This window comes from Enterobacter pseudoroggenkampii, from assembly GCF_026420145.1.
GTDB lineage: Bacteria > Pseudomonadota > Gammaproteobacteria > Enterobacterales > Enterobacteriaceae > Enterobacter > Enterobacter pseudoroggenkampii.
Map to the genome: position 1 here is coordinate 212,407 of NZ_JAPMLV010000004.1, position 23,366 is coordinate 235,772.

General features: G+C 57.4%; 25 protein-coding genes. 5 read left to right on the forward strand and 20 right to left on the reverse strand.

The window, feature by feature from the left end:
* Nucleotides 1–3 precede the first annotated feature (3 nt).
* Both OTG14_RS18025 and OTG14_RS18030 read right to left on the reverse strand, forming a co-directional pair.
* On the reverse strand, nucleotides 4–1,431 hold the full coding sequence (locus OTG14_RS18025; protein ID WP_024909247.1) for a non-oxidative hydroxyarylic acid decarboxylases subunit C: 1,428 nt from the start codon (nucleotides 1,429–1,431) through the stop codon (nucleotides 4–6).
* Nucleotides 1,421–2,023 carry a non-oxidative hydroxyarylic acid decarboxylases subunit B gene (locus OTG14_RS18030; protein WP_024909248.1) on the reverse strand — a complete coding sequence of 201 codons (603 nt, stop codon included), beginning with the start codon at nucleotides 2,021–2,023 and terminating at the stop codon, nucleotides 1,421–1,423. Before OTG14_RS18030 ends, OTG14_RS18025 begins: the two co-directional genes overlap by 11 nt.
* 171 nt (nucleotides 2,024–2,194) lie before the next feature.
* On the opposite strand from OTG14_RS18030, the gene OTG14_RS18035 reads away from it, so the two are divergent.
* Nucleotides 2,195–2,602: a MarR family winged helix-turn-helix transcriptional regulator gene (locus OTG14_RS18035; RefSeq protein WP_024909249.1), complete on the forward strand. Its 408-nt coding sequence runs from the start codon at nucleotides 2,195–2,197 to the stop codon at nucleotides 2,600–2,602.
* Here the strand turns inward: OTG14_RS18035 and OTG14_RS18040 are convergent.
* Nucleotides 2,599–3,486, reverse strand: coding sequence for a LysR family transcriptional regulator (locus tag OTG14_RS18040; RefSeq protein WP_267215563.1), 888 nt, complete (start codon nucleotides 3,484–3,486; stop codon nucleotides 2,599–2,601). The two genes, OTG14_RS18035 and OTG14_RS18040, sit on opposite strands and share 4 nt — an antisense overlap.
* A gap of 108 nt (nucleotides 3,487–3,594) precedes the next feature.
* On the opposite strand from OTG14_RS18040, the gene OTG14_RS18045 reads away from it, so the two are divergent.
* On the forward strand, nucleotides 3,595–4,797 hold the full coding sequence (locus tag OTG14_RS18045; RefSeq protein ID WP_267215554.1) for an MFS transporter: 1,203 nt from the start codon (nucleotides 3,595–3,597) through the stop codon (nucleotides 4,795–4,797).
* The gene (locus tag OTG14_RS18050) at nucleotides 4,794–5,174 is read left to right on the forward strand and encodes a DUF4440 domain-containing protein (protein ID WP_024909252.1); all 381 of its coding nucleotides are present in this window, start codon (nucleotides 4,794–4,796) and stop codon (nucleotides 5,172–5,174) included. The genes OTG14_RS18045 and OTG14_RS18050 overlap by 4 nt, the downstream gene beginning before the upstream one ends.
* Nucleotides 5,175–5,225: 51 nt before the next feature.
* On the opposite strand, the gene rpoS is transcribed toward OTG14_RS18050, so the two are convergent.
* From rpoS to cysG, 13 genes are all read right to left on the reverse strand, one after another.
* A complete protein-coding gene (gene rpoS / locus OTG14_RS18055; RefSeq protein WP_008499600.1) occupies nucleotides 5,226–6,218 on the reverse strand; it encodes an RNA polymerase sigma factor RpoS in 993 nt (330 codons plus the stop codon).
* Between the two features lie 59 nt (nucleotides 6,219–6,277).
* On the reverse strand, nucleotides 6,278–7,402 hold the full coding sequence (gene nlpD, locus OTG14_RS18060) for a murein hydrolase activator NlpD (RefSeq protein ID WP_061714543.1): 1,125 nt from the start codon (nucleotides 7,400–7,402) through the stop codon (nucleotides 6,278–6,280).
* A gap of 116 nt (nucleotides 7,403–7,518) precedes the next feature.
* The gene (locus tag OTG14_RS18065) at nucleotides 7,519–8,145 is read right to left on the reverse strand and encodes a protein-L-isoaspartate(D-aspartate) O-methyltransferase (protein ID WP_157189659.1); all 627 of its coding nucleotides are present in this window, start codon (nucleotides 8,143–8,145) and stop codon (nucleotides 7,519–7,521) included.
* The gene (gene surE, locus OTG14_RS18070; RefSeq protein WP_021241911.1) at nucleotides 8,139–8,900 is read right to left on the reverse strand and encodes a 5'/3'-nucleotidase SurE; all 762 of its coding nucleotides are present in this window, start codon (nucleotides 8,898–8,900) and stop codon (nucleotides 8,139–8,141) included. Before surE ends, OTG14_RS18065 begins: the two co-directional genes overlap by 7 nt.
* Entirely contained in the window at nucleotides 8,881–9,930 is a 1,050-nt protein-coding gene (gene truD, locus OTG14_RS18075; RefSeq protein WP_048990162.1) for a tRNA pseudouridine(13) synthase TruD, read from the reverse strand. Before truD ends, surE begins: the two co-directional genes overlap by 20 nt.
* Nucleotides 9,927–10,406, reverse strand: coding sequence for a 2-C-methyl-D-erythritol 2,4-cyclodiphosphate synthase (gene ispF, locus OTG14_RS18080; RefSeq protein WP_008499607.1), 480 nt, complete (start codon nucleotides 10,404–10,406; stop codon nucleotides 9,927–9,929). Before ispF ends, truD begins: the two co-directional genes overlap by 4 nt.
* Complete coding sequence (ispD, locus tag OTG14_RS18085) at nucleotides 10,406–11,116, reverse strand: 2-C-methyl-D-erythritol 4-phosphate cytidylyltransferase (RefSeq protein ID WP_024909255.1); 711 nt, start codon at nucleotides 11,114–11,116, stop codon at nucleotides 10,406–10,408. The genes ispF and ispD overlap by 1 nt, the downstream gene beginning before the upstream one ends.
* Nucleotides 11,117–11,135: 19 nt before the next feature.
* Entirely contained in the window at nucleotides 11,136–11,447 is a 312-nt protein-coding gene (ftsB, locus tag OTG14_RS18090; protein ID WP_008499609.1) for a cell division protein FtsB, read from the reverse strand.
* 166 nt (nucleotides 11,448–11,613) lie between these two features.
* A complete protein-coding gene (locus OTG14_RS18095) occupies nucleotides 11,614–11,940 on the reverse strand; it encodes a DUF3561 family protein (protein ID WP_008499610.1) in 327 nt (108 codons plus the stop codon).
* Between the two features lie 58 nt (nucleotides 11,941–11,998).
* Nucleotides 11,999–12,604 carry an adenylyl-sulfate kinase gene (gene cysC, locus OTG14_RS18100; RefSeq protein WP_010434543.1) on the reverse strand — a complete coding sequence of 202 codons (606 nt, stop codon included), beginning with the start codon at nucleotides 12,602–12,604 and terminating at the stop codon, nucleotides 11,999–12,001.
* Complete coding sequence (gene cysN / locus OTG14_RS18105; protein WP_032648081.1) at nucleotides 12,604–14,028, reverse strand: sulfate adenylyltransferase subunit CysN; 1,425 nt, start codon at nucleotides 14,026–14,028, stop codon at nucleotides 12,604–12,606. Before cysN ends, cysC begins: the two co-directional genes overlap by 1 nt.
* 9 nt (nucleotides 14,029–14,037) lie before the next feature.
* Nucleotides 14,038–14,946: a sulfate adenylyltransferase subunit CysD gene (gene cysD / locus OTG14_RS18110; protein ID WP_006811770.1), complete on the reverse strand. Its 909-nt coding sequence runs from the start codon at nucleotides 14,944–14,946 to the stop codon at nucleotides 14,038–14,040.
* Nucleotides 14,947–14,955: 9 nt separating this feature from the next.
* Nucleotides 14,956–16,314 (reverse strand): siroheme synthase CysG, encoded by a 1,359-nt coding sequence (gene cysG, locus OTG14_RS18115; protein ID WP_090418465.1) that lies wholly within the window; start codon nucleotides 16,312–16,314, stop codon nucleotides 14,956–14,958.
* A 237-nt stretch (nucleotides 16,315–16,551) separates the two neighbouring features.
* Here cysG and OTG14_RS18120 point away from each other — a divergent pair, with 237 nt between their 5' ends.
* The gene (locus OTG14_RS18120; protein ID WP_267215555.1) at nucleotides 16,552–17,595 is read left to right on the forward strand and encodes an aminopeptidase; all 1,044 of its coding nucleotides are present in this window, start codon (nucleotides 16,552–16,554) and stop codon (nucleotides 17,593–17,595) included.
* A gap of 71 nt (nucleotides 17,596–17,666) precedes the next feature.
* Here the strand turns inward: OTG14_RS18120 and cysH are convergent, their stop codons facing one another.
* From cysH to cysJ, 3 genes are read right to left on the reverse strand one after another with little or no spacing between them, the layout of a single operon-like run.
* Nucleotides 17,667–18,401: a phosphoadenosine phosphosulfate reductase gene (cysH, locus tag OTG14_RS18125; protein WP_024909260.1), complete on the reverse strand. Its 735-nt coding sequence runs from the start codon at nucleotides 18,399–18,401 to the stop codon at nucleotides 17,667–17,669.
* 15 nt (nucleotides 18,402–18,416) lie between these two features.
* Entirely contained in the window at nucleotides 18,417–20,129 is a 1,713-nt protein-coding gene (cysI, locus tag OTG14_RS18130) for an assimilatory sulfite reductase (NADPH) hemoprotein subunit (RefSeq protein ID WP_032648087.1), read from the reverse strand.
* Nucleotides 20,129–21,934 (reverse strand): NADPH-dependent assimilatory sulfite reductase flavoprotein subunit, encoded by a 1,806-nt coding sequence (gene cysJ, locus OTG14_RS18135; protein WP_267215556.1) that lies wholly within the window; start codon nucleotides 21,932–21,934, stop codon nucleotides 20,129–20,131. The genes cysI and cysJ overlap by 1 nt, the downstream gene beginning before the upstream one ends.
* A gap of 306 nt (nucleotides 21,935–22,240) precedes the next feature.
* Between cysJ and queD the strand changes: the two genes are divergently transcribed.
* A complete protein-coding gene (gene queD / locus OTG14_RS18140; protein ID WP_014885039.1) occupies nucleotides 22,241–22,603 on the forward strand; it encodes a 6-carboxytetrahydropterin synthase QueD in 363 nt (120 codons plus the stop codon).
* A gap of 86 nt (nucleotides 22,604–22,689) precedes the next feature.
* Here queD and queE read toward each other — a convergent pair whose 3' ends face one another.
* Nucleotides 22,690–23,361 carry a 7-carboxy-7-deazaguanine synthase QueE gene (queE, locus tag OTG14_RS18145; RefSeq protein WP_023333236.1) on the reverse strand — a complete coding sequence of 224 codons (672 nt, stop codon included), beginning with the start codon at nucleotides 23,359–23,361 and terminating at the stop codon, nucleotides 22,690–22,692.
* Nucleotides 23,362–23,366: the final 5 nt, after the last annotated feature.

The following is a 23,366-nucleotide window of genomic DNA, read 5'->3' on the forward strand; positions in this document are numbered from 1 at the left end:
TCCTTATTGGCGTGCTGCCAGCATCGCGGTCAGTTTTTCGGCCCAGGCTTTGGTTTCTGGGAGATCCTGTACCGGCTGGCTATAGTGGCCACGGGTGTCCGGTGCGACAGGCGTAGTGGCATCGATAATCAGTTTGTCGGTAATGCCCGCCGGGCTGGATCCAGGATCCAGTTCCAGCACCGACATGTTCGGCAGTTGCACCAAATCCCCTGCAGGATTCACTTTCGATGACAGCGCCCACATCACCTGCGGGAGGTTGAACGGATCGACATCCTCATCCACCACGATCACCATCTTCACGTAGCCCAGACCGTGCGGCGTGGTCATGGCGCGCAAGCCGACCGCGCGGGCAAAACCGCCGTAACGTTTTTTGGTGGAGATAATCGCCAGCAGACCGTGGGTGTACATCGCGTTAACCGCCTGCACTTCCGGGAATTCTGCTTTCAGCTGCTGGTAGAGCGGCACGCAGGTAGCCGGTCCCATCAGATAGTCGATCTCGGTCCACGGCATGCCAAGGTAAAGGGATTCGAAAATCGGTTTGGTGCGGTAAGAGACTTTGTCGATACGGACAACCGTCATGTTACGGCCACCGGAGTAGTGCCCGGTAAACTCGCCGAAAGGCCCTTCGATTTCACGCTTGCGGCCCTCAATCACCCCTTCCAGGATCACTTCAGAACCCCACGGCACGTCGAAGCCGGTCAGCGGCGCGGTGGCAATAGGGTACGGGCTTTCACGCAGCGCGCCGGCCATTTCATACTCGGACTGATCGTATTTCAGCGGCGTGGCGCCCATCAGGGTGATGATCGGGTCGTTGCCGAGGGTAATCGCAATCGGCAGGTCTTCGCCGCGCTCTTCCGCTTTGTGCAGATGCAGAGCGATATCGTGCATCGGTACCGGCTGCAGGCCGAGCTTGCGCTTGCCCTTCACTTCCATGCGGTAGATCCCGACGTTTTGCTTGCCGAAGTGATCCGGGTCAAGCGGATCGCGCGAGACGACACACGCTTTATCGAGATAAAAGCCCCCGTCACCGTCGTTCAGACGGAACAGCGGTAGAATATCGAACAGGTTGATGTCTTCACCGTCCACCGTATTCTGCGCCCAGGCCGGGTTAGCGCGGCGCTCCGGTGTGACGGGGAATTTATCCCAGCGGCGGATAAACTCGTCGATCTGTTTTTTTACCGGAGTGTTCGCCGGCAGCCCCATCGAAATGGCGTGGTTCTGCCAGGAGCCGATGGTGTTCATCACCACGCGGGCATCGGTAAAGCCACGAATGTTGTCGAACCACAGCGCGGGCGCGCCGTCGCCAATGCGGCCGGTCGCGTTGGCTGCCGCTGCCAGATCGGGCTCAGCGTTTACCTCTTCCTCAATTTTCAGCAGTTGCCCTTGCTCATCGAGCGCCTGGAGGAAGCTTCTCAAATCATCAAATGCCATCTTTATTCTCCTGTGAAAAATGTTTCGCCTCCCGCAGCCCGTTCCAGCGTCGCGCCTTTTTATGCTCCAGACCGAACTGGTCGAGCACGCGGGTCACAATATGCTGGGTAATGTCATCTGCGGTCTGAGGGTGGTTGTAATACGCAGGCATAGGCGGCACCATCGCCACGCCCATGCGGGAGAGCGCAAGCATGTTCTCAAGATGAATGGTGCTGAGCGGCGTTTCACGGGGAACCAGCACCAGCTTGCGCCCCTCTTTCAACACCACATCCGCCGCACGTCCCACCAGCCCTTCGGCGTAACCCGCGCGGATACCCGCCAGCGTTTTCATGCTGCAGGGAATGACGATCATGCCGTCGGTGCGAAACGAGCCGGAAGAGATAGTGGCGGCCTGGTCAGCCGGGCTGTGGACAACGTCAGCCAGCGCAGCGACGTCCTGCGCGGTGTAAGGCGTTTCCAGCTCAATGGTGGTTTTTGCCCACTTAGACATCACCAGATGGGTTTCCACCTCCGGCATGTCACGCAGTGCCTGCAATAAAGCCACACCCAGCGGCGCGCCCGTTGCTCCCGTCATTCCTACTATCAATCTCATTCATCACCTCAATAATTTGTTCGTACACGAACATTATAAATAAGCTACTCCAGGATTGTTTTGCTGACAAGATCGTTCGCATACGATCACACGAATGGCTAAAAAATGCCGCGTTAAAATTGAGAGCAATAGCGGCTATCATAGGGGGAGATTTTTTCCGTCGGAGTGTTCATGGAACTAAGACAAGAGGCGTTCCACCTGTTACGTCAGCTTTTTCAACAGCATACCGCGCAGTGGCAACATGCCTTGCCGGAACTGACCAAGCCACAGTATGCGGTGATGCGCTCCATTGCCGAGCATCCAGGCATTGAACAGGTGGCATTGACTGAAGTCGCGGTCAGCACGAAAGCGACCCTGGCGGAGATGCTCAGCCGCATGGAGGCGCGTGGTCTGGTCAAACGCGAGCACGACCCTGCGGATAAGCGCCGTCGCTTTGTCTTCCTGACGCCAGAAGGGGAAGCCCTGCTTGCAGACTGCAAGCCGGTAGGCAATGAAGTTGATGAGGCCTTTTTAGGCCGTCTAAGCAAGGCCGAACGGGAGCAGTTCTCGGCGCTCATCAAAAAGATGATGCACGATTAATTCACGCTGGTGCGCATAAAATCGATAAAGGTGCGCACTTTCGCTGACACATGCCGGGCATCAGGATACACCGCATAGATACCCTGCCGCGCAAAGGTATATTCCGGTAATACCGGGGCCAGTTTTCCCGCATCAAGCGCACCGCGTACCAGCCATTCCGGCAGTAACGCCACCCCACCGCCTGCGAGCGCAAAAGCCATAAGGGCCTGAGCGCTGTCGGCAAACAGGCGCGGCGCTTGTTTTATCTCCAGTATTTCAGGCGCACCGCTGGCATCTCTCACCTGCCAGCGCAGCGGCGAGGCCAGGCGCTCGTGGATGATCCAGTCGGCTTGCGCCAGCTGCGCAAGCGTTTCTATCGGATGGTTAACGAGCCACCCGGGCGTCGCCACAGGGAGAATAGAAAAGTGCGAAATCAGCGCGGCGTGGTTGCGCGAATCGGCAAGCGTTCCCAGCCGGATGGCCACGTCAAAGCGCTCCGAGATAAGGTCGGCGTGCAGGGACGACGAAGCATGTCGTACGCGAAGATCCGGGTGCTGCTGGCTAAACCTGGCCAGCAGCGGCACCACCACCCGGGAGCCATACTCGGGCGTAGTGGTGATCCGCAGTTCGCCAGTAAGCCCCGCATGGTTCGCGCGGACATCTTCCTGCAGCCGTTCGGCGTCCTTCAGAAGCGCCACGCTGCGCTGATGAAAAAGCGCGCCCGCCTCGGTTAACGTCAGTCGACGGGTGGAGCGCAGCAGCAGCGTAACGCCCAGCTCATCTTCAAGCTGGCGAATATTGAAGCTAACGACCGCTTTTGTCAGCCCCATCGCCTCGGCGGCCGCCGTAAAACTGCCGGTGTCGGCCACCGCGACAAACATCTGCGTCCGCTGCAGGTTAATCATCATCACGCCCTTTACTGTCAAAATATTTTTGACAGTATATCGCGCTTTGTCAGGTTTATCCGTGATTACCGAGCCGATACGATACGCCACCTCACCGGAGGATCCACCATGACGTATCGCAGCAAAGTCGCCGTTGTTTATCTGCTGGGCTTTTTTCTTGATTTGATCAACATGTTCATTGCCAGCGTCGCGTTCCCGGCAATGGCTCACGCCTTTAACGCCACGCCTTCGGCCCTTACCTGGGTTAGTAACGGGTACATTGCCGGCCTGACGCTGGTGATCCCGTTTAGCAGCGTGCTCACGCGCCGCATCGGGCCCAAGCGCGTCATCCTGCTCTCGCTTTTTCTGTTCAGCGCAGCCTCCGCAGCGGCGGGCCTGTCTGCAACGCTTGAAAGTCTGATCGCCTGGCGAATGATCCAGGGCGTGGGAGGAGGCTTACTGATCCCCGTTGGACAGGCGCTGACCTGGCAACAGTATAAGCCTCACGAGCGTGCCAGACTCTCCTCGGCGGTGATGCTGGTCGCGCTGCTTGCCCCGGCCTGCTCCCCGGCTGTCGGCGGCGTGCTGGTGCAGACGCTGGGCTGGCGATGGATATTTTTCGCCACGCTACCGGTCGCTATCGTGACCTTTGTTCTGGCCTGTCTGTGGCTTAAACACGAAAAACCCACGATGAAAGCGGCCAGACTGCTAAACCTGCCCTTGCTCACGGACCCGCTTTTACGTTTTTCCATGCTTGTCTATTTATGCGTTCCTGGCGTATTTATTGGGGTGAACGTCACGGGCATGTTTTATCTTCAGCACGTGGCGAACATGAGCCCAGCCGCAACGGGGATGCTCATGCTGCCGTGGTCCGTGGCATCGTTTATCGCCATCACGGCAACGGGACGTTATTTTAACCGTATCGGTCCCCGGCCGCTGATCGTCATCGGCTGCCTGTTGCAGGCCACGGGTATCCTGCTATTGATTAACATCAGTTCGGCTACGCTGCTGCCTGCCGTTGCGTTTACCCTGATGGGCGCGGGAGGAAGCCTGTGCAGCAGTACGGCTCAGAGCAGCGCGTTTCTGACAACGCGCCGGGAAGAGATGCCCGATGCCAGCGCGCTGTGGAATCTCAATCGTCAGCTGAGCTTTTTTGCCGGTGCCCTGCTGCTTGCCCAAGTGCTGAACCTGGCTCAGGCGTGGCTGCCACCGCTCGCCGCCTGGCACGGGATGTTTATTTTTGCAGCAGGCATGACCTTGCTGCCTGTACTGTATGTTTTTCGTCTTAACAATTCGCAGGTGCTCACCCAGCTGCGACAGGAGAATTCATGACGCCTTTCGAACACGACATTATCGACCTCCACATTGCGCTTGAAGACTGGTTAGGCAAAGGTGAAGGTGATTCCGACGCCCTGCACGCCCGTTTTCGTCCCGATTTTCTGATGATCCCGCCGGGCGGCGTTCATATCGACTATGACGGCCTTGTCAGCTTTCTGGAAAAACAGCGCGGAAGCCGTCCCGGACTGAAGATCGTCATTGATGAATTAACTACGCGCCAGGCGTGGCCTCACGGCGCGGTACTCCATTACCGGGAGACGCAAACCCGGCCGGACCAGCCCGTTAACGTGCGCTGGTCAACCGCAGTGCTCAACCAGGAAGGCGATCGGATAGTGTGGCGTCTGCTGCACGAGACGGCGACGCAACCGTAACACAAAAGAAAAAGGCCCGTCTCACGACGGGCCTTTTTGACGAAAGGTAGCTTATTCGCGGAACAGCGCTTCGATATTCAGACCTTGCCCCTGCAGGATTTCACGCAGGCGGCGCAGACCTTCAACCTGAATCTGACGAACACGTTCACGGGTCAGGCCAATTTCGCGGCCGACGTCTTCCAGTGTCGCAGCTTCATACCCCAGTAAACCGAAACGACGTGCCAGCACTTCACGCTGTTTGGCGTTCAGTTCGAACAGCCATTTGACGATGCTCTGTTTCATGTCATCGTCCTGCGTGGTGTCTTCCGGGCCGTTGTCTTTTTCATCGGCCAGGATGTCCAGCAGCGCTTTTTCGGAGTCGCCACCCAGCGGGGTGTCAACGGAGGTAATGCGCTCGTTGAGACGCAGCATACGGCTTACGTCATCAACCGGTTTATCGAGTTGTTCGGCAATTTCTTCTGCGCTTGGCTCGTGGTCCAGTTTATGGGACAACTCGCGCGCGGTGCGCAGATAAACGTTCAACTCTTTGACGATGTGGATCGGCAGGCGGATCGTACGGGTCTGGTTCATAATAGCCCGTTCGATGGTCTGACGAATCCACCAGGTCGCGTAGGTTGAGAAACGGAACCCGCGTTCCGGGTCAAACTTCTCAACTGCGCGGATGAGACCCAGGTTGCCCTCTTCAATCAGATCCAGCAGAGCCAGACCACGATTGCCGTAACGGCGGGCAATTTTCACGACCAGTCGCAGGTTACTTTCAATCATGCGACGACGCGAGGCGACATCACCACGCAAAGCACGACGTGCGAAATAGACTTCTTCTTCGGCCGTTAGCAGTGGGGAGTAACCAATCTCCCCAAGGTAAAGCTGAGTCGCGTCCAGTACACGCTGTGTGGCACCCTGCGATAACAGCTCTTCTTCAGCCAAATCGTTATCACTGGGTTCCTCTTCTACTAAGGCTTTTTCGTCAAAAGCCTCTACTCCGTTCTCATCAAATTCCGCGTCTTCATTTAAATCATGAACTTTCAGCGTATTCTGACTCATAAGGTGGCTCCTACCCGTGATCCCTGAACGAGACACCCTGGCTGGCATGCCCCGTCAAATTATCGCTGCGGCAAGTACTGCAGCGGGTTTACGGATTTCCCCTTGTAACGAATTTCAAAATGCAAGCGTGTAGAACTGGTTCCGGTGCTACCCATGGTAGCGATTTTTTGCCCCGCCTTAACTTCTTGTTGTTCCCGGACCAGCATTGTGTCGTTATGGGCGTAGGCACTCAGGTAATCATCGTTATGTTTGATGATAATAAGATTACCGTAACCGCGCAGAGCGTTACCGGCATACACAACGCGTCCGTCTGCGGTCGCGATGATAGCCTGTCCTTTACTCCCTGCGATATCGATCCCTTTATTTCCCCCTTCGGAGGAAGAGAAGTTTTCGATAACCTTGCCGTCAGTTGGCCAGCGCCACGCAGAAATCGGCGAACTGGAGGTCATACTGCTGGCAGTCGGTTCAGTAGAGCTAACCACAGGTGCCGTAACCGGTGCTGTGACAGCAGTCGCAGTCCCTTTATTATTCGGCAACATTTTGTTAGCAGTCTGATCACCTGAATCCTCAGAATACGTAATTACAGGTTGTGAAGCAACCACCGTGGTGGATTTTTGTGCAGGCTTAACGCTGTTATTCTGCGCCGTCACATCGGCCGCTGAAACGGTGTTGCCAGGGGTCAGCGGCGTGCCCGTCGCGTTACCCACCTGGAGCGTTTGCCCGACTTCCAGACCGTATGGGGCCTGGACGTTATTGCGCTGCGCGAGGTCACGGAAATCGTTCCCGGTGATCCACGCAATGTAGAACAGCGTATCGCCGCGTTTCACGGTATAGGTGCTGCCACCGGTGTAGCTGCCTTTCGGAATGTTCCCATACTGGCGGTTATAGACTATGCGGCCATTTTGGGTCTGAACAGGTTGTTCAACTGGCTGAACCTGCATTGGCTGTGTAACAGGATGTTGCACAGGCTGAATTTGTGGCGTTTTCTGCGGCGCAGCCGTTCCCATTTTAGGTGGCGGCGTGATTAACATTCCGCTGGACGTGTTACCGGAGCCGCTGTTTCCGCCGACGGAACTGACGGGCGCAGGCGCGTTGTTAGAACTTGTACAACCTGCCAGCCAGAGCGAAACCAGTGATAATGCCGCAACACGGCTGATGGTGAATTTAGGGCTTCCCGCGCTCATTTATCCCCCAGGAATGTGTTAACTACCAGTGACTTAAAATTTACCGTGATGGCACGAATCTTTCGCGCCACACCATACGCTGAATTTGCCTTAATAACCCTGGATAATTCCGAGTCTCAGGCCAACTCCCCCTTCACCAGAGGCACAAAGCGCACGGCTTCCACGGTGTCGATAATATACTCGCCGCCGCGCCGACGAACGCGCTTCAACAGCTGCTGCTCGTCCCCGACAGGCAGAACCAGAATGCCCCCCTCATCCAGCTGCGATAACAGGGCAGCTGGAATTTCAGGCGGGGCCGCCGTCACGATGATGGCGTCAAACGGGGCGCGAGCTTTCCAACCCTGCCATCCATCACCGTGTCGTGTCGAAACATTATGTAAATCAAGTTGTTTCAGGCGACGACGCGCCTGCCACTGTAAACCTTTAATCCGCTCAACGGAGCATACATGGTGCACCAGATGCGCCAGGATCGCAGTCTGATACCCCGACCCGGTGCCAATCTCCAGCACGCGGGAGTCGGGCGTCAGCTCCAGCAGCTCCGTCATCCGCGCTACCATATAAGGCTGCGAAATCGTCTGGCCCTGCCCGATGGGCAGCGCCACGTTTTCCCACGCTTTGTGTTCAAACGCCTCGTCTACAAATTTCTCACGCGGAACCTGAGCAAGCGCTTCAAGCACGTGCTCGTCGCGGATCCCCTGCGCGCGGAGTTGTTCCAGAAGAGTTTGTACACGTTTGTTTACCATTGCGCGTTCACTCCTGCGCGATCCAGCCAGCCCGACACCACATCATGCGCGCTATACGCGGTTAAATCTACGTGCAGCGGGGTAACCGAAACATAGCCTTCTTCTACGGCGGCAAAGTCGGTATCTGGCCCCGCATCGCACTTATCGCCAGGAGGGCCAATCCAGTAAAGCGTGTTGCCGCGCGGATCCTGCTGCGGGATCACCTGATCGGCAGGATGTCGGCTTCCGCAACGGGTGACGCGAATGCCTTTAATTTCATCGAGAGGAAGATCCGGCACGTTGATGTTGAGGATGCGCCCGGTACGCAACGGCTCGCGGCCGAGCGCCCGCAGGATCGAACAGGTCACCGCAGCGGCGGTGTCGTAGTGCGTGTAGCCGTTCAACGAGACCGCCAGCGCCGGGAAGCCCAGATGGCGCCCTTCCATTGCGGCCGCCACGGTACCGGAGTAAATCACGTCATCGCCGAGGTTAGGACCGGCGTTAATGCCGGAGACAACGATATCCGGACGCGGACGCATCAGCGCGTTCACGCCCAGAAAAACACAGTCGGTTGGCGTGCCCATCTGCACGGCAATATCGCCATTTTCAAAGGTAAAGGTGCGAAGCGACGACTCCAGCGTCAGCGAGTTAGACGCTCCACTGCGGTTACGATCGGGTGCCACGACCTGCACATCCGCAAATTCACGGAGGTGTTTCGCCAGGGTCTGAATACCCGGCGCGTGGATCCCGTCATCGTTACTCAGCAATATTCGCATAATCACCCGAGGTGTTGATAAGTTCCCTGACAACACTGGTGGCAAAGCTACCTGCCGGCAGCCAGAAGCGTAACTCGACGGTTACGTCATCCCACCAGTTCCAGCTTAACTGCTGCGGATAGAGCAGCATTGCGCGGCGTGCCGCGTCGACTTTTTCCCGCACCAGCAAGGATTGCAGTTCTGGCGCATCCGCTACGGCTGCTTGCTCGGCGGCCAGCGCGTCGCCCTGTGTTCCCCAGTCGCCCGTACCGGGCAGCGCGGCGGTAATCATCAGCGCTTTTGCGTCCACGCGCGACTGCACATCGGCCATTTCTTCGGCCGTTGCCACAAACCAGCTTCCGCGTCCCGCTAATTGTAGCGCATCGCCAACAACAACTTGATTCGCGTCCGGTTTTTTCAGCCTTTCGCTCACAATCTGATTAAACAACGCACTGCGGGCCGCCGACAACCAAAAACTGCGTTTATTCCTGTCCCGCACCGGTGCATCGCTTTGCGCCCAGCGCAGCGCACCCTGCAGGTTGCTGCCGCCAATACCAAAGCGCTGCGCGCCAAAGTAGTTCGGCACGCCGCGTTCACTGATAGCGTTCAGACGTTTTTCAACGTCTTCGCGGTGGGTCACTTCCCGCAGCACCAGCGTAAAGTCGTTACCCTTCAACGCCCCCAGACGCAGTTTGCGCTTGTGGCGAGCGAATTCCAGTACCTTACAACCCTCAAGCTCAAATTTGCTTAAATCAGGCATCGTATTACCGGGAACGCGCGCGCAGAGCCACTGTTCAGTGACGGCGTGTTTATCTTTCTGCCCGGCAAAGCTCACTTCGCGGGCATGAATTTTAAGGAATTTTGCCAGCGCGTCGGCCACAAAGCGGGTATTGCAGCCATTTTTCAGAATACGCACCAGGATATGTTCGCCTTCGCCATCCGGCTCAAAGCCCAGATCCTCTACCACGAGGAAGTCTTCAGGGCTGGCTTTCAGCACCCCGTTCCCCTGCGGTTTACCGTGCAGGTATGTCAGGTTGTCGAAGTCTGTCATTTGCTCGCCTTCACCAGCAGCGCCACGGCTTCACAGGCAATCCCTTCGCCACGCCCGGTAAAGCCCAGCTTCTCGGTCGTCGTCGCTTTCACGTTCACGTCGTCCATATGGCAGCCCAGATCTTCTGCAATAAACACGCGCATCTGCGGAATGTGCGGCAGCATTTTCGGGGCCTGGGCAATAATCGTCACGTCGACGTTGCCGAGGGTGTAACCTTTCGCCTGAATGCGACGCCACGCTTCGCGCAGCAGTTCGCGGCTGTCCGCGCCTTTAAATGCCGGGTCGGTGTCCGGGAACAGCTTGCCGATATCACCCAGCGCGGCAGCGCCCAGCAGCGCGTCGGTCAGCGCATGCAGCGCCACGTCGCCATCAGAATGTGCCAGCAGTCCTTTTTCATAAGGAATGCGCACGCCGCCAATGATAATTGGGCCTTCTCCGCCAAAGGCGTGTACATCAAAACCGTGTCCAATTCGCATTATGCCTTCTCCTGATGGGTCGAACGGGTAAGATAGAATTCCGCGAGCTGTAAATCTTCCGGACGCGTCACTTTAATATTATCAGCGCGTCCTTCAACAAGCTCAGGGTGGAAACCGCAATATTCCAGCGCAGAGGCTTCGTCCGTGATGGTTGCACCTTCTCTAAGCGCACGCGTTAAGCAGTCGTGGAGTAATTCGCGGGGGAAAAATTGTGGCGTCAGCGCGTGCCATAAATCGACGCGATCGACGGTGTGGGCGATAGCCTGTTTGCCCGGCTCGGCGCGCTTCATGGTGTCGCGCACCGGTGCGGCCAGAATCCCGCCAACCTTGCTTGTTTCGCTCAGGGCCAGCAGACGCGCAAGGTCGTCCTGATGGAGGCACGGACGCGCCGCGTCATGCACCAGCACCCACGGCGCGTTACCGGCGGCCTGAATGCCCGCCAGCACGGAATCGGCGCGCTCGGCGCCACCGTCAACGACGGTAATCTGTGGATGATTTGCCAGCGGCAGCTGCGCAAAGCGCGCATCGCCAGGGCTGATAGCGATAATCACCCGCGTCACCCGTGGGTGCGCCAGCAGCGCCGCCACGGCGTGCTCGAGGATCGTTTTATCGCCAATAGAGAGGTACTGCTTGGGACATTCTGTCTGCATGCGCCGGCCAAAACCTGCGGCCGGCACCACGGCGCATACGTCCGAAAAAGTTACTGCCATGTCGTAATCCTGGGCCTGATTATCGATTGTTTTGTGCTGAGCCCTGATTGCGTTTAGACGCATCCGGAACCAGACGATAAAAGGTTTCGCCCGGCTTAGTCATACTGAGTTCATTACGTGCGCGTTCCTCAATCGCCTCTTGCCCGCCATTGAGGTCATCAATTTCAGCAAAGAGTTGATCGTTTCGCGCCTTAAGTTTGGCGTTTGTTGCCTGCTGAGCCGCGACGTCATCGCTTACCCGGCTATAGTCGTGCAGTCCGTTCTTACCGAACCACAGCGAATATTGCAGCCAGATTAGCAAAGCCAGCAACAGCAGCGTTAGTTTACCCATCCTGCCCCCTGAAAAACGGCATCATCATCCCAAGACTTCCCCAGAGCACTACGCCGGGGTAACAGAGATGCCGCAACATCGCGGGCAAATGTACCACATTTTTTCCGCAGAATCGTCCTGCACAATATCGTTACACAGTTGGTTACGGTTTGAATTATGGCTGAAGTTAGCCCATGAGCCACAAAAATAACAGACCAAACATCAGAACCACCGTCACAATCGTGACCACGGTGCTGTACAGGAGCTTACCGTTGAGCAACGAGTGCAGCGCAATGCCGACGACAACCGCCACGGGCATCAGCGCCAGAAAGAAAGGCCAGGTGTAGAGAAAGAAGAACAGCGTGTTACCGCCGTAGATGAGAAACGGGATACCCAGCGCCAGCAACCATGAGACGAAGCCGATGATGGCCCCAGGAAATGACCAGGTCGTTTCGTCGTCGGTCGCGAGCGGCTCCGACCCGGTGGTGGTGATGTAATGTTCACTGTTGCGCATAGCTAATCCTGTGACCGTGACTCATCGTTCGGGAAGACAGCTCCCGAACGATACCGTCTCAGGATCTGATAATATCGTCCCGTCTGAGCAGGTCTAATAATTGGCTTACTAAATTTGTTACCAATTGTTGACCCTCCAGGTGAATTTCAGGCGATTCAGGCGCTTCGTATACCGCGTCAATTCCGGTGAAGTTTCGCAGTTCTCCGGCACGCGCTTTTTTGTACAGCCCTTTCGGGTCGCGCGCTTCGCAAATCTCCAGCGGCGTATCAACAAACACCTCGATAAAGCGATCCTGGCCCACGCGTTCACGCACCATCTGGCGCTCGGCGCGGTGCGGAGAGATAAACGCGGTCAGCACCACCAGCCCGGCGTCCGCCATCAGGCTGGCCACTTCGCCCACCCGGCGGATGTTCTCTTTACGGTCGTCGTCGCTAAACCCTAAATCGCTGCACAGGCCGTGACGCACGTTGTCACCATCCAGCAGGTACGTGCTTACGCCCTGCTGATGCAATGCCTCTTCCAGCGCGCCCGCCACCGTTGATTTACCCGAGCCGGACAGCCCGGTAAACCACAGCACAACCCCACGGTGACCGTGGAGCTGTTCGCGCTGGGCGACGGTCACCGGATGAGGATGCCAGACGACGTTCTCATCATGGGCGGCCATTACTTGCCTCCCAGCAGATCGCGTGCGCCCCAGTGCGGGAAGTGTTTACGCACCAGCGCGTTCAGTTCCAGCTCGAAGGCACTGAATTCAGACGCCACGACAGACTGTTTAATCGGTTCGCGGACCATTCCGGCCCCGACGGTAACGTTGGTCAGCCTGTCGATAAAGATAAGCCCCCCCGTCACCGGGTTCTGCTGATACGGATCCAGCACCAGCGGTTCGTCGAAGGTCAGATCGACCAGACCAATGCCGTTCAGCGGCAGTTCGGTAACCTCGCGCTGGGTGAGATTGTTGATGTCCACCTGGAACTGAATACCGTCCACGCGGGCGCGGGTTTTCTTGCCGGCAATTTTGATGTCGTAGCTCTGGCCCGGCGTCAGCGGTTGCTCCGCCATCCACACCACATCCACGGAAGCCCCCTGTACGGCCGCCAGGGTTTCCTGGGCATCCACCAGCAGATCGCCCCGGCTGATATCAATCTCGTCTTTCAGCACCAGCGTTACGGCTTCACCGGCGCCCGCTTCCTGCAGGTCACCGTCGAAGGTGACGATGCGGGCGATGGTGGATTCCACGCCGGATGGCAGCACCTTAACGCGCTGGCCGACCTTCACGGAGCCTGACGCGAGGGTACCTGAGAAACCGCGGAAATCGAGGTTAGGACGGTTAACGTACTGCACCGGGAAGCGCATCGGCTGGGTGTCGACCACGCGCTGAATTTCAACGGTTTCCAGCACCTCCAGCAGCGTCGGGCCGCTGTACCACGGCATGTTCGCGCTCTGGGAGGCGACGTTATCCCCTTCCAGCGCCGAGAGCGGTACAAAGCGAATATCCAGATTGCCCGGCAGCTGTTCGGCAAAGGTCAAGTAGCTCTGGCGGATCTCCTCGAACTTCTCTTCGCTGAAGTTCACCAGATCCATCTTGTTGACCGCCACCACCAGATGTTTGATCCCCAGCAGCGTGGAGATAAAGCTGTGACGACGGGTCTGATCCAGCACGCCTTTACGCGCGTCCATCAGCAGGATCGCCAGGTCGCAGGTCGACGCGCCGGTCGCCATATTGCGGGTGTACTGTTCGTGCCCCGGGGTGTCGGCGATAATAAATTTGCGTTTCTCGGTAGAGAAATAGCGGTAGGCCACGTCGATGGTGATGCCCTGCTCACGCTCCGCCTGCAGGCCGTCCACCAGCAGGGCCAGATCGAGTTTTTCCCCCTGGGTACCGTGACGTTTACTGTCGTTATGCAGGGAAGAGAGCTGATCTTCGTAAATCTGGCGCGTATCGTGCAGCAGGCGGCCAATCAGGGTACTTTTACCGTCATCCACGCTGCCGCAGGTCAGAAAACGCAGCAGGCTTTTATGTTGCTGCGCGTGCAGATAGGCTTCCACGCCGCCTTCGTTGGCAATTTGTTGAGCAATAGTGGTGTTCATGGCGGCTCCTTAGAAATAACCCTGACGTTTCTTCAGCTCCATGGAGCCTGCCTGGTCGCGGTCAATCACGCGCCCCTGTCGCTCACTGGTGGTGGACACCAGCATCTCTTCGATGATCTCCGGCAGCGTCTGCGCGCTGGATTCCACCGCGCCGGTCAGCGGCCAGCAGCCGAGGGTGCGGAAACGGACCATCTGTTTCTTGATCACTTCACCCGGCTGCAGGTCGATGCGATCGTCGTCGATCATCATCAGCATGCCGTCGCGCTCCAGCACCGGGCGCTCGGCGGCCAGATACAGCGGAACGATCTCGATGTTTTCCAGATAGATGTACTGCCAGATATCCAGCTCGGTCCAGTTAGAGAGCGGGAAGACGCGAATGCTTTCGCCTTTGTTGATCTGACCATTGTAGTTGTGCCACAGCTCCGGGCGCTGGTTTTTGGGGTCCCAGCGGTGGAAGCGGTCGCGGAAGGAGTAGATACGCTCTTTGGCGCGGGATTTCTCTTCGTCACGGCGCGCGCCGCCAAAAGCAGCGTCAAAACCGTATTTATTCAGCGCCTGCTTCAGCCCTTCGGTTTTCATGATATCGGTATGCTTGGCGCTGCCGTGCACGAATGGGTTAATGCCCATCGCCACCCCTTCCGGGTTTTTATGCACCAGCAGCTCGCAGCCGTAGGCTTTCGCGGTACGGTCGCGAAACTCATACATCTCGCGGAATTTCCAGCCGGTATCCACGTGCAACAGCGGGAACGGCAGCGTGCCCGGATAAAACGCTTTACGCGCCAGATGCAGCATGACGCTGGAATCTTTACCGATGGAGTACATCATCACCGGGTTAGAAAACTCGGCGGCCACTTCGCGGATGATATGGATACTCTCCGCTTCGAGCTGCCGCAGGTGTGTAAGACGTTTTTGGTCCATAACCGTTCCTTAAGCCAAATTTACGACAGAAGAACCAAAGCCTTCTGTATCGGTTGTGTGTTGGAACCAGGCGAGCGTGCTGTGCAGCTGCACCACTTCTCCCACCACGATCAGGGCGGGCATCGGGGCGTCTTTCGCCAGGGTTGCAAGATGTTCCAGGGTGCCCGTCGCAACGTGCTGATCGACGCGCGTGCCGCGAGAAATGACGGCAACGGGCGTCGTCGCCTCGCGACCGTGCTGAATAAGCTGTTCGCTGATATCTGCCGCCTTCATCGTGCCCATGTAGATCGCCAGCGTCTGGCGGCTCTGGGCGAGATGCGACCAGTCGAACGGTGTGCTGTCGGCCTTGTAGTGGCCGGTCACAAAGGTCACGCTCTGGGCGTAATCGCGGTGGGTCAGCGGGATACCGGCGTAGGCCGTTACCGCAGAGGCCGCCGTAATGCCCGGCACCACCTGGAACGGTACGCCCGCTTCGGCTGCCGCCTGCAGCTCTTCGCCGCCGCGACCAAAGATAAACGGATCGCCCCCTTTCAGGCGCACCACGGTTTTACCCGCTTTGGCGGCGTCAATCAGCATCTGGTTGGTGTCGTGCTGCGGCACCGAGTGCTCGCCAGCCCGTTTGCCGACGCAGATTTGCTCCGCGTCGCGACGGATCAGCTCGCGCACGCCGTCGGTAACCAGATGGTCGTAAAACACCACGTCCGCGTCCTGCAGCACCTGCAGTCCGCGCAGCGTCAGGAGCCCGGCATCGCCCGGTCCTGCGCCTACCAGAATGATCTCCCCGCCGGTGCTGCCGGGGTTATCCAGTTCGTCTTCAAGAATTTTCTGCGCCGCCGTCTCATTGCCGGCATGCATCAGGCTGGCAAAGCGGCCGCGAAACACGCGTTCCCAGAAGCGACGGCGTTCCGTCACGCTGGTCAGGCGGGTTTTCAGATGGTTGCGCCAGTAGCTGGCTTTTTCCGCCATGCGCCCGAGGCTGGTCGGCAGCAGCGCTTCGATTTTTTCCCGCAGCACGCGCGCCAGCACCGGTGCGGTACCGCCGGAGGAGATCGCCACCAGCAGCGGCGAACGGTCAACGATCGACGGGAAGATAAATGAGCATAAAGGCTGGTCGTCCACCACGTTCACCAGGCGGTAGCGGGCCTGAGCGGCCTCGGAAATCCGCCGGTTCAGGTCGCGATCTTCGGTCGCCGCAATCACCAGCACGACGCTGTCGATTTGTGATTCGTCGAAATCCGCTTCTGCTACTACCCGCACCTGCGCCCCTGCGCGCTGCAGAAACGCAATTTTGCGATCGGCAATTTCACCCGTGCCAACAACCAGCACCGGCTTCTCTTTTATCGCGGCAAATAAGGGCAGATAGTCCACAAGCAACAACTCACTAACAACGAGGAATAGAGGGACTATAGGGGGCGGCTTAGACCGAATGAAATTACGAATTGGAATGAGTAGTTACTCAATGGAATAACGCCGTGGAAAAGCTAATACCAAAAAGTGCTTAACACGCGAAATTTCGGGCATTTAAGAGCAATTCAAATTGTGTATGGACGATCACAGTTTCATACTAAGCGGGTTATTATTTTGCTCAGTTTTTAAGGACTCACTATGTTCTCCGCAACGCGCCACCGTATTGCTGCCCTGGCGCTCGGCGTTTGCTTTATTCTTCCTGCCCAGGCAAAAAACCAACCTTATGGTGAAATCGCCACTATGCAGGCGCGGCATATCGCCACCGTCTTTCCTGGCCGTATGACCGGTTCGCCTGCGGAAATGCTCTCCGCGGACTATCTTCGCCAGCAGTTTGCCGGGATGGGCTACCAGAGCGATATCCGGTCGTTTCACAGCCGCTACGTCTATACCTCACGAAATAAAACGAAAAACTGGCATAACGTGACCGGCAGTACGGTTATTGCGGCACATGAAGGTAGCGCAAAAGAGCAAATTATTATTATGGCGCACCTTGATACCTACGCCCCGATGAGTGACGCCGATACGGATAACAACCTCGGCGGGCTGACGCTGCAGGGCATGGACGACAACGCAGCAGGCCTGGGCGTGATGCTCGAACTGGCCGAGCGGATGAAGGATATTCCAACCCAGTATGGTATCCGTTTCGTGGCCACCAGCGGTGAAGAAGAGGGCAAACTCGGCGCTGAGAATCTCCTTAAACGCATGAGCGCTGAGGAGAAGAAAAATACGCTGCTGGTGATCAACCTCGATAACCTGATCGTCGGCGACAAGCTCTATTTCAACAGCGGGCAAAGTACGCCGGGTACCGTGCGGAAACTGACGCGAGATCGTGCGCTGGCGATTGCCCGCAGCCACGGGGTTTATGCCGCCAGCAACCCCGGCGGTAACCCGGATTACCCGCGAGGAACGGGCTGCTGCAACGACGGGGAAGTGTTCGATAAGGCGGGCATTCCGGTGCTGTATGTCGAAGCGACAAACTGGGCATTGGGCAAGAAAGATGGCTATCAGCAGCGGGCTAAATCGAAAGCCTTCCCGGACGGGACAAGCTGGCACAACGTGATGCTGGATAATCAGCAGCACATCGATCGCGCGCTGCCGCAGCGGATTGAGCACCGCAGCCGTGATGTGGTGAAGGTGATGCTGCCGCTGGTGAAGGAGCTGGCGAAAGCGGGGAAAGCCTGATGTTTTAAAGCCTGGTGCGGCCTGATGCCCTCACCCCAACCCTCTCCCACAGGGAGAGGGAGGATAAAGGATCACCCTTCGTGCAGCCCGCACTCGCGCTTCAGCCCAAAGAATCGCGTCTCTTCTTCCGCCATTCCCGGTTCCCATTTGCGCGTGGTGTGGGTGTCACCCACCGACAGATAGCCCTGGTCCCACAGCGGATGGTACTTCAGCCCGTGCTTTTGCAGATACTGATACACCGTCCGGTTATCCCAGTCGATAATCGGCAGCACTTTAAACACCCCGCGCTGGACCGCCAGCACCGGCAAGGTTGCCCGGCTGCCGGACTGCTCGCGGCGCAGGCCAGCAAACCATGTCTGCGCATTGAGCTCTTTCAGCGCCCGGTTCATCGGCTCAACTTTGTTGATCTCATTGTATTTCTCAATGCCCTCAACGCCCTGTTCCCACAGCTTACCGTAGCGCGCCTCCTGCCAGGCCGCGCTTTCCGTCGCGCGGTAAACTTTGAGGTTCAGCTTGAGCTTGTCCGTCAGCTCGTCAATAAACTGGTAGGTTTCCGGGAACAGGTAGCCGGTATCGGTGAGGATCACCGGAATGTCCGGACGGATCTGATTCACCAGATGCAGGCTGACCGCCGCCTGAATACCAAAGCTCGACGACAGCACATAGTCTCCCGGCAGGTTTTCCAGCGCCCACGCCACGCGCCCTTCGGCGTCCAGCTTTTCAAGGTGGGCATTGGTTTCTGCGAGTGCCAGAATGCGTTCGACTTTTGGCAATGCGTTAAGCGCGTTTAGATCGAGTACGGACATAATTACCTCTCGTGGTTACTCCCAGAAATCCCTTGCGGGATCGAGCACCGGGCGAATGATGCCCGCACGCACCGTAAAGTCGCCGAAGCCTTCACCCGCTTCGCGCTCTTTCGCCCAGCGCCCGACAAGCTCGTCGATGGAATCAAGAATTTCCGGCTCGGTGATGTTCTCGCGGAACATACGCGGGATGCGCGTACCGATTCGGTTACCGCCCAGGTGCAGGTTATAACGCCCCGGCGCTTTCCCCACCAGACCCAGCTCGGCCAGCATCGCGCGGCCGCAGCCGTTCGGGCAGCCGGTGACGCGCATAACAATATGCTCGTCCGGAATACCGTGTTTTTCCAGAATCGCTTCTACCTTGTCAGTAAATGACGGCAGGAAACGCTCCGCTTCGGCCATCGCCAGCGGACAGGTCGGGAACGACACGCAGGCCATTGAGTTTTCACGCTGCGGCTTCACCGCATCCATTAACCCGTGATCGCGCGCCAGCTTCTCGATCTTCGCCTTCTGGCTCTCCGGCACGCCGGCAATAATGAGATTCTGGTTAGCGGTAATGCGGAACTCGCCTTTATGGATCTTAGCAATTTCCAGCAGACCGGTTTTCAGCGGACGGCCCGGATAATCCAGAATACGGCCGTTTTCGATAAACAGCGTCAGGTGCCATTTATTATCGATGCCCTTCACCCAGCCGATGCGATCGCCGCGACCGGTGAATTCGTAAGGGCGGATCGGCTCGAATTTGATACCCGCACGACGCTCCACTTCCGCTTTGAACGTCTCAACGCCCACGCGCTCCAGGGTGTATTTGGTTTTCGCGTTTTTACGGTCGGTACGGTTGCCCCAGTCGCGCTGGGTGGTCACTACCGCTTCCGCCACGGCCAGCGTGTGCTCCAGCGGCAGGAAGCCGAACTCGCTTGCGGTGCGGGCGTAGGTTTTCTTGTTACCGTGCTCAATGGAGAGGCCGCCGCCCACCAGCAGGTTAAAGCCAATCAGCTTGCCGTTTTCGGCAATCGCCACGAAGTTCATGTCGTTGGCGTGCAGGTCGATATCGTTCTGCGGTGGAATAACGACCGTGGTTTTAAACTTACGCGGCAGGTAGGTCTGGCCAAGGATCGGCTCTTCGTCGGTGGTGGCGACTTTTTCCTGATCGAGCCAGATCTCCGCATAGGCGCGCGTGCGCGGCAGCAGGTGCTCGGAGATCTTCTTCGCCCACTCGTACGCTTCGGCATGCAGCTCGGATTCATACGGATTCGAGGTGCAAAGCACGTTACGGTTCATGTCGTTGGCGGTCGCCAGCGCGTCCAGCCCAACGGAGTGCAGCATCTGGTGCACCGGCTTGACGTTCTTCTTCAGAATACCGTGGAACTGGAAGGTCTGACGGTTAGTCAGACGGATGCTGCCATAGATCGTGTTTTCACCGGCAAACTTGTCGATCGCCTGCCACTGTTTGGTGGTAATCACCCCGCCCGGCAGACGGCAGCGCAGCAGCATCGCGTGACGCGGCTCCAGCTTCTGTTCTGCACGCTCGGCGCGGATGTCGCGGTCGTCCTGCTGGTACATGCCGTGAAAACGGATCAGCAGGAAGTTGTCGCCTTTGAAACCGCCGGTGAGACCGTCATTCAGATCTTCAGCAATGGTGCCGCGCAGATAGTTGCTTTCCAGCTTCATGCGCTCGGCGTCTGTCAGTTTACCTTCGACCACCAGTGGCCCTGGATGTTTTTCGCTCATTAGTAGACATCTCGCTGATAACGGCGCTCAACGCGCAGCTCACTTAAAAATTCGTCTGCCGCTTCGGCATCCATACCGCCGAATTCGGCAATCACTTCCAGCAAAGTCTGCTCAACGTCTTTCGCCATACGATTGGCGTCGCCGCAGACATAAATGTGGGCACCGTCATTGATCCAGCGCCACAGCTCTGCGCCCTGTGCGCGCAGCTTGTCTTGTACGTATACTTTTTCTTTCTGGTCGCGGGACCAGGCCAGGTCGATGCGGGTCAGAACGCCTTCTTTCACATAGCGCTGCCACTCAACCTGGTAGAGGAAATCTTCGGTAAAGTGCGGGTTGCCGAAGAAGAGCCAGTTTTTACCCGGCGCTTCATCTGCCGCGCGCTGCTGCATGAAGGCGCGGAACGGCGCAATGCCGGTGCCAGGGCCAATCATGATGACCGGGGTTTCCGGGTTTGCCGGCAGGCGGAAGTTGTCGTTGTGCTCGATAAAGACGCGCACTTCGCCCTCTTCTTCCACGCGATCCGCCAGGAAGCCTGATGCCCCACCCGTGCGGGCGCGGCCTTCGATATCGTAGCGCACCACGCCGACGGTAACATGCACTTCACTCTCCACTTCAGCCTGGGAAGAGGCGATAGAGTACAGGCGCGGGGTGAGCGGGCGCAGCAGACCGATCAGCGCATCGGCATCCAGCTGAGCCGGAGAGAAGCGCACCATATCGACAATCGGCGTCGTCGCGGCGTAATGCTGAAGCTTCGCTTTATCGCCCACCAGCGGCAGCAGGGATTCGCTGCGCGTCAAGGTGGCATAGTTTTCGACGATATTCGGGGTGTTCACCGTCAGTTCGAAATGCCACTGCAGCGCCTCTGAAAGCGGCTGGGTTTTGCCGTCAACGGTGACAGGCTCGTCGCCTTTCAGCCACAGCAGCTCAACCAGTTCTTTCACCAGCGCCGGATCGTTCTGATACCAGATACCCAGCGCATCGCCCGGCTGATAGCGCAGGCCCGAGTCTCCCAGATCGATTTCGATATGGCGCACGTCTTTTTCCGAGTCGCGGCCGGTAATTTTCTGGTTCACCGACAGGCTCGCCGTCAGCGGCGCCTCTTTGGTGTACGGGCTGGTGTGGATGTCGTTAACAGCACCCGTCGCGGTGAACGCGGCCTGCGTCGACGTCTCTTTCGGCACGCGCGCTTTTAACACCTCAACGATGCGTGCACGCCATTCGGCGGCGGCGGTCTGGTATTCGACATCCGCGTCAACGCGGTCCAGCAGACGCTCCGCGCCCAGTTCCGCCAGCCTGCTGTCGAAGTCTTTACCGGACTGGCAGAAGAATTCATAGGAGGTATCGCCCAGGCCAAACACGGCAAACGCCGTGCCATCCAGCTTCGGCGCTTTTTTCGAGAACAGGAACTTGTGCAGGGCCACCGCTTCTTCTGCGGGTTCACCTTCACCCTGCGTTGAGGCCACAACCACCAGCAGTTTTTCTGACGCGATTTGTTTGAATTTATAATCCCCGGCATTGACCAGGTTCACGTTCAGTTTGGCGGCCAGCAGGTCGTCACGCAGCGCCTCGGCCACGCGGCGGGCATTGCCCGTCTGCGAGGCGGAAATCAGGGTAATGGCCGGAATTTCAACGGCCGTTACCGGTGCACCTGCCACGGCGCCAGGCTGCTGATTGAGCATTCCCCAGAAATAACCGGAGACCCAGGCAAGCTGAGTGGGAGAAAAATCAGAGGTGGCAGCCTGAAGGCGCGCCAGTTGCTCCGGGTTCAGAGGAAGCAAATTTGAAGGTGGGGCCTGTGTTGTCATGCGTCGTTATGTTCCAGTAGCCAAGCGGACTTTAAGCGAATAAATCCAAACTGAAGATAAGGTTAACGGCGAGGATAATAACAATTAAAGAAGGGATGGAAATAATAAATAACCAAATGGACTAACCTGTTTTGGTTGTCATGCTTAGCGATAAAACCGATTAATTAACCCTCTGAAAATTATCGATAAAAACAACAAAAAACGCCTCTTAATGAGACGCCTGGCTTCAGAGCCGTTTTAGTTAATGCTAAAAATTGTGCTTTCCGGTACTATGCGGCGGTTTTTTCCGCATTACTGAGAGCGATCATGTCCACCACACTGTTTAAAGATTTCACCTTCGAAGCCGCCCACCACCTTCCGCATGTTCCAGAAGGACATAAATGCGGCCGTCTGCACGGGCATTCGTTCATGGTGCGTCTTGAGATCACCGGTGAAGTTGATCCGCATACCGGTTGGATCATGGATTTTGCCGAGCTGAAGGCGGCGTTTAAGCCGACCTACGATCGTCTGGATCACTACTACCTGAATGAGATCCCGGGCCTTGAAAACCCGACCAGTGAAGTGCTGGCAAAATGGATTTGGGATCAGATGAAGCCGCTGGTACCGCTGCTGAGCGCGGTGATGATCAAAGAGACCTGCACGGCAGGCTGCGTGTATCGCGGAGAGTGATGCTTGCCGGGTGGCGCTGACGCCTGCCCGGTCGACAAGAGCATCGAACCATAGGCCCGGTAAGCGCTCGCGCCACCGGGCTTTTTTTATGCAATATTCAGATACTTGTGCGTCTGCATCGACAGGCGCCAGTTGCGCGCAATACAGGTTTCAATGCACAGGCGCGTCGCGTCATCTTTCTGGCTGATCGGCTGAAGCGCAATGACGCGCTGCTTTTCATCCGTCAGCGTGGCCAGCAGTTCATCCAGCGCTTCGATATCACGCACGCGCCCTACCGGGTGCTTAATCTCATCCGCGCGTTCCAGCGCCTGAGACAGCACGTCATACCCGCCGCGCATATTCACTTTTGGCGATACCGTCACCCAGGTCGTGTGTGAACAGCGCACTTCATGGGTGCCGCTGGTTTCAATCTGGCAGCTGTAGCCGTTCTTTTCGAGCAGCTCGGTCAGCGGCGTCAGATCGTGGATGCAGGGTTCACCGCCGGTGATCACAACGTGGCGCGCCGTCCAGCCCTGACGACCAATAATGGCCAGCAGATCTTCGGAACTGCCCGCGCCCCACTTATCGCTCTCTTTGGTTTTCGCCAGAATGCTAAACAGCGACACTTCCCGATCTGCGAGCTTATCCCACGTATGTTTGGTATCACACCAGGCACAGCCAACCGGGCATCCCTGTAAACGAATGAAAATAGCGGGAACGCCGGTAAAGTAACCCTCGCCTTGCAGGGTCTGGAACATCTCGTTAATCGGGTACTGCATAGTCA

Coding starts and splice junctions, on each gene's coding strand:
- OTG14_RS18025 (WP_024909247.1), bottom strand. CDS start 1,431: ATGGCATTTGATGATTTGAGAAGCTTCCTCCAGGCGCTCGATGAGCAA.
- OTG14_RS18030 (WP_024909248.1), bottom strand. CDS start 2,023: ATGAGATTGATAGTAGGAATGACGGGAGCAACGGGCGCGCCGCTGGGT.
- OTG14_RS18035 (WP_024909249.1), top strand. CDS start 2,195: ATGGAACTAAGACAAGAGGCGTTCCACCTGTTACGTCAGCTTTTTCAA.
- OTG14_RS18040 (WP_267215563.1), bottom strand. CDS start 3,486: ATGATTAACCTGCAGCGGACGCAGATGTTTGTCGCGGTGGCCGACACC.
- OTG14_RS18045 (WP_267215554.1), top strand. CDS start 3,595: ATGACGTATCGCAGCAAAGTCGCCGTTGTTTATCTGCTGGGCTTTTTT.
- OTG14_RS18050 (WP_024909252.1), top strand. CDS start 4,794: ATGACGCCTTTCGAACACGACATTATCGACCTCCACATTGCGCTTGAA.
- rpoS (WP_008499600.1), bottom strand. CDS start 6,218: ATGAGTCAGAATACGCTGAAAGTTCATGATTTAAATGAAGACGCGGAA.
- nlpD (WP_061714543.1), bottom strand. CDS start 7,402: ATGAGCGCGGGAAGCCCTAAATTCACCATCAGCCGTGTTGCGGCATTA.
- OTG14_RS18065 (WP_157189659.1), bottom strand. CDS start 8,145: ATGGTAAACAAACGTGTACAAACTCTTCTGGAACAACTCCGCGCGCAG.
- surE (WP_021241911.1), bottom strand. CDS start 8,900: ATGCGAATATTGCTGAGTAACGATGACGGGATCCACGCGCCGGGTATT.
- truD (WP_048990162.1), bottom strand. CDS start 9,930: ATGACAGACTTCGACAACCTGACATACCTGCACGGTAAACCGCAGGGG.
- ispF (WP_008499607.1), bottom strand. CDS start 10,406: ATGCGAATTGGACACGGTTTTGATGTACACGCCTTTGGCGGAGAAGGC.
- ispD (WP_024909255.1), bottom strand. CDS start 11,116: ATGGCAGTAACTTTTTCGGACGTATGCGCCGTGGTGCCGGCCGCAGGT.
- ftsB (WP_008499609.1), bottom strand. CDS start 11,447: ATGGGTAAACTAACGCTGCTGTTGCTGGCTTTGCTAATCTGGCTGCAA.
- OTG14_RS18095 (WP_008499610.1), bottom strand. CDS start 11,940: ATGCGCAACAGTGAACATTACATCACCACCACCGGGTCGGAGCCGCTC.
- cysC (WP_010434543.1), bottom strand. CDS start 12,604: ATGGCCGCCCATGATGAGAACGTCGTCTGGCATCCTCATCCGGTGACC.
- cysN (WP_032648081.1), bottom strand. CDS start 14,028: ATGAACACCACTATTGCTCAACAAATTGCCAACGAAGGCGGCGTGGAA.
- cysD (WP_006811770.1), bottom strand. CDS start 14,946: ATGGACCAAAAACGTCTTACACACCTGCGGCAGCTCGAAGCGGAGAGT.
- OTG14_RS18120 (WP_267215555.1), top strand. CDS start 16,552: ATGTTCTCCGCAACGCGCCACCGTATTGCTGCCCTGGCGCTCGGCGTT.
- cysH (WP_024909260.1), bottom strand. CDS start 18,401: ATGTCCGTACTCGATCTAAACGCGCTTAACGCATTGCCAAAAGTCGAA.
- cysI (WP_032648087.1), bottom strand. CDS start 20,129: ATGAGCGAAAAACATCCAGGGCCACTGGTGGTCGAAGGTAAACTGACA.
- cysJ (WP_267215556.1), bottom strand. CDS start 21,934: ATGACAACACAGGCCCCACCTTCAAATTTGCTTCCTCTGAACCCGGAG.
- queD (WP_014885039.1), top strand. CDS start 22,241: ATGTCCACCACACTGTTTAAAGATTTCACCTTCGAAGCCGCCCACCAC.
- queE (WP_023333236.1), bottom strand. CDS start 23,361: ATGCAGTACCCGATTAACGAGATGTTCCAGACCCTGCAAGGCGAGGGT.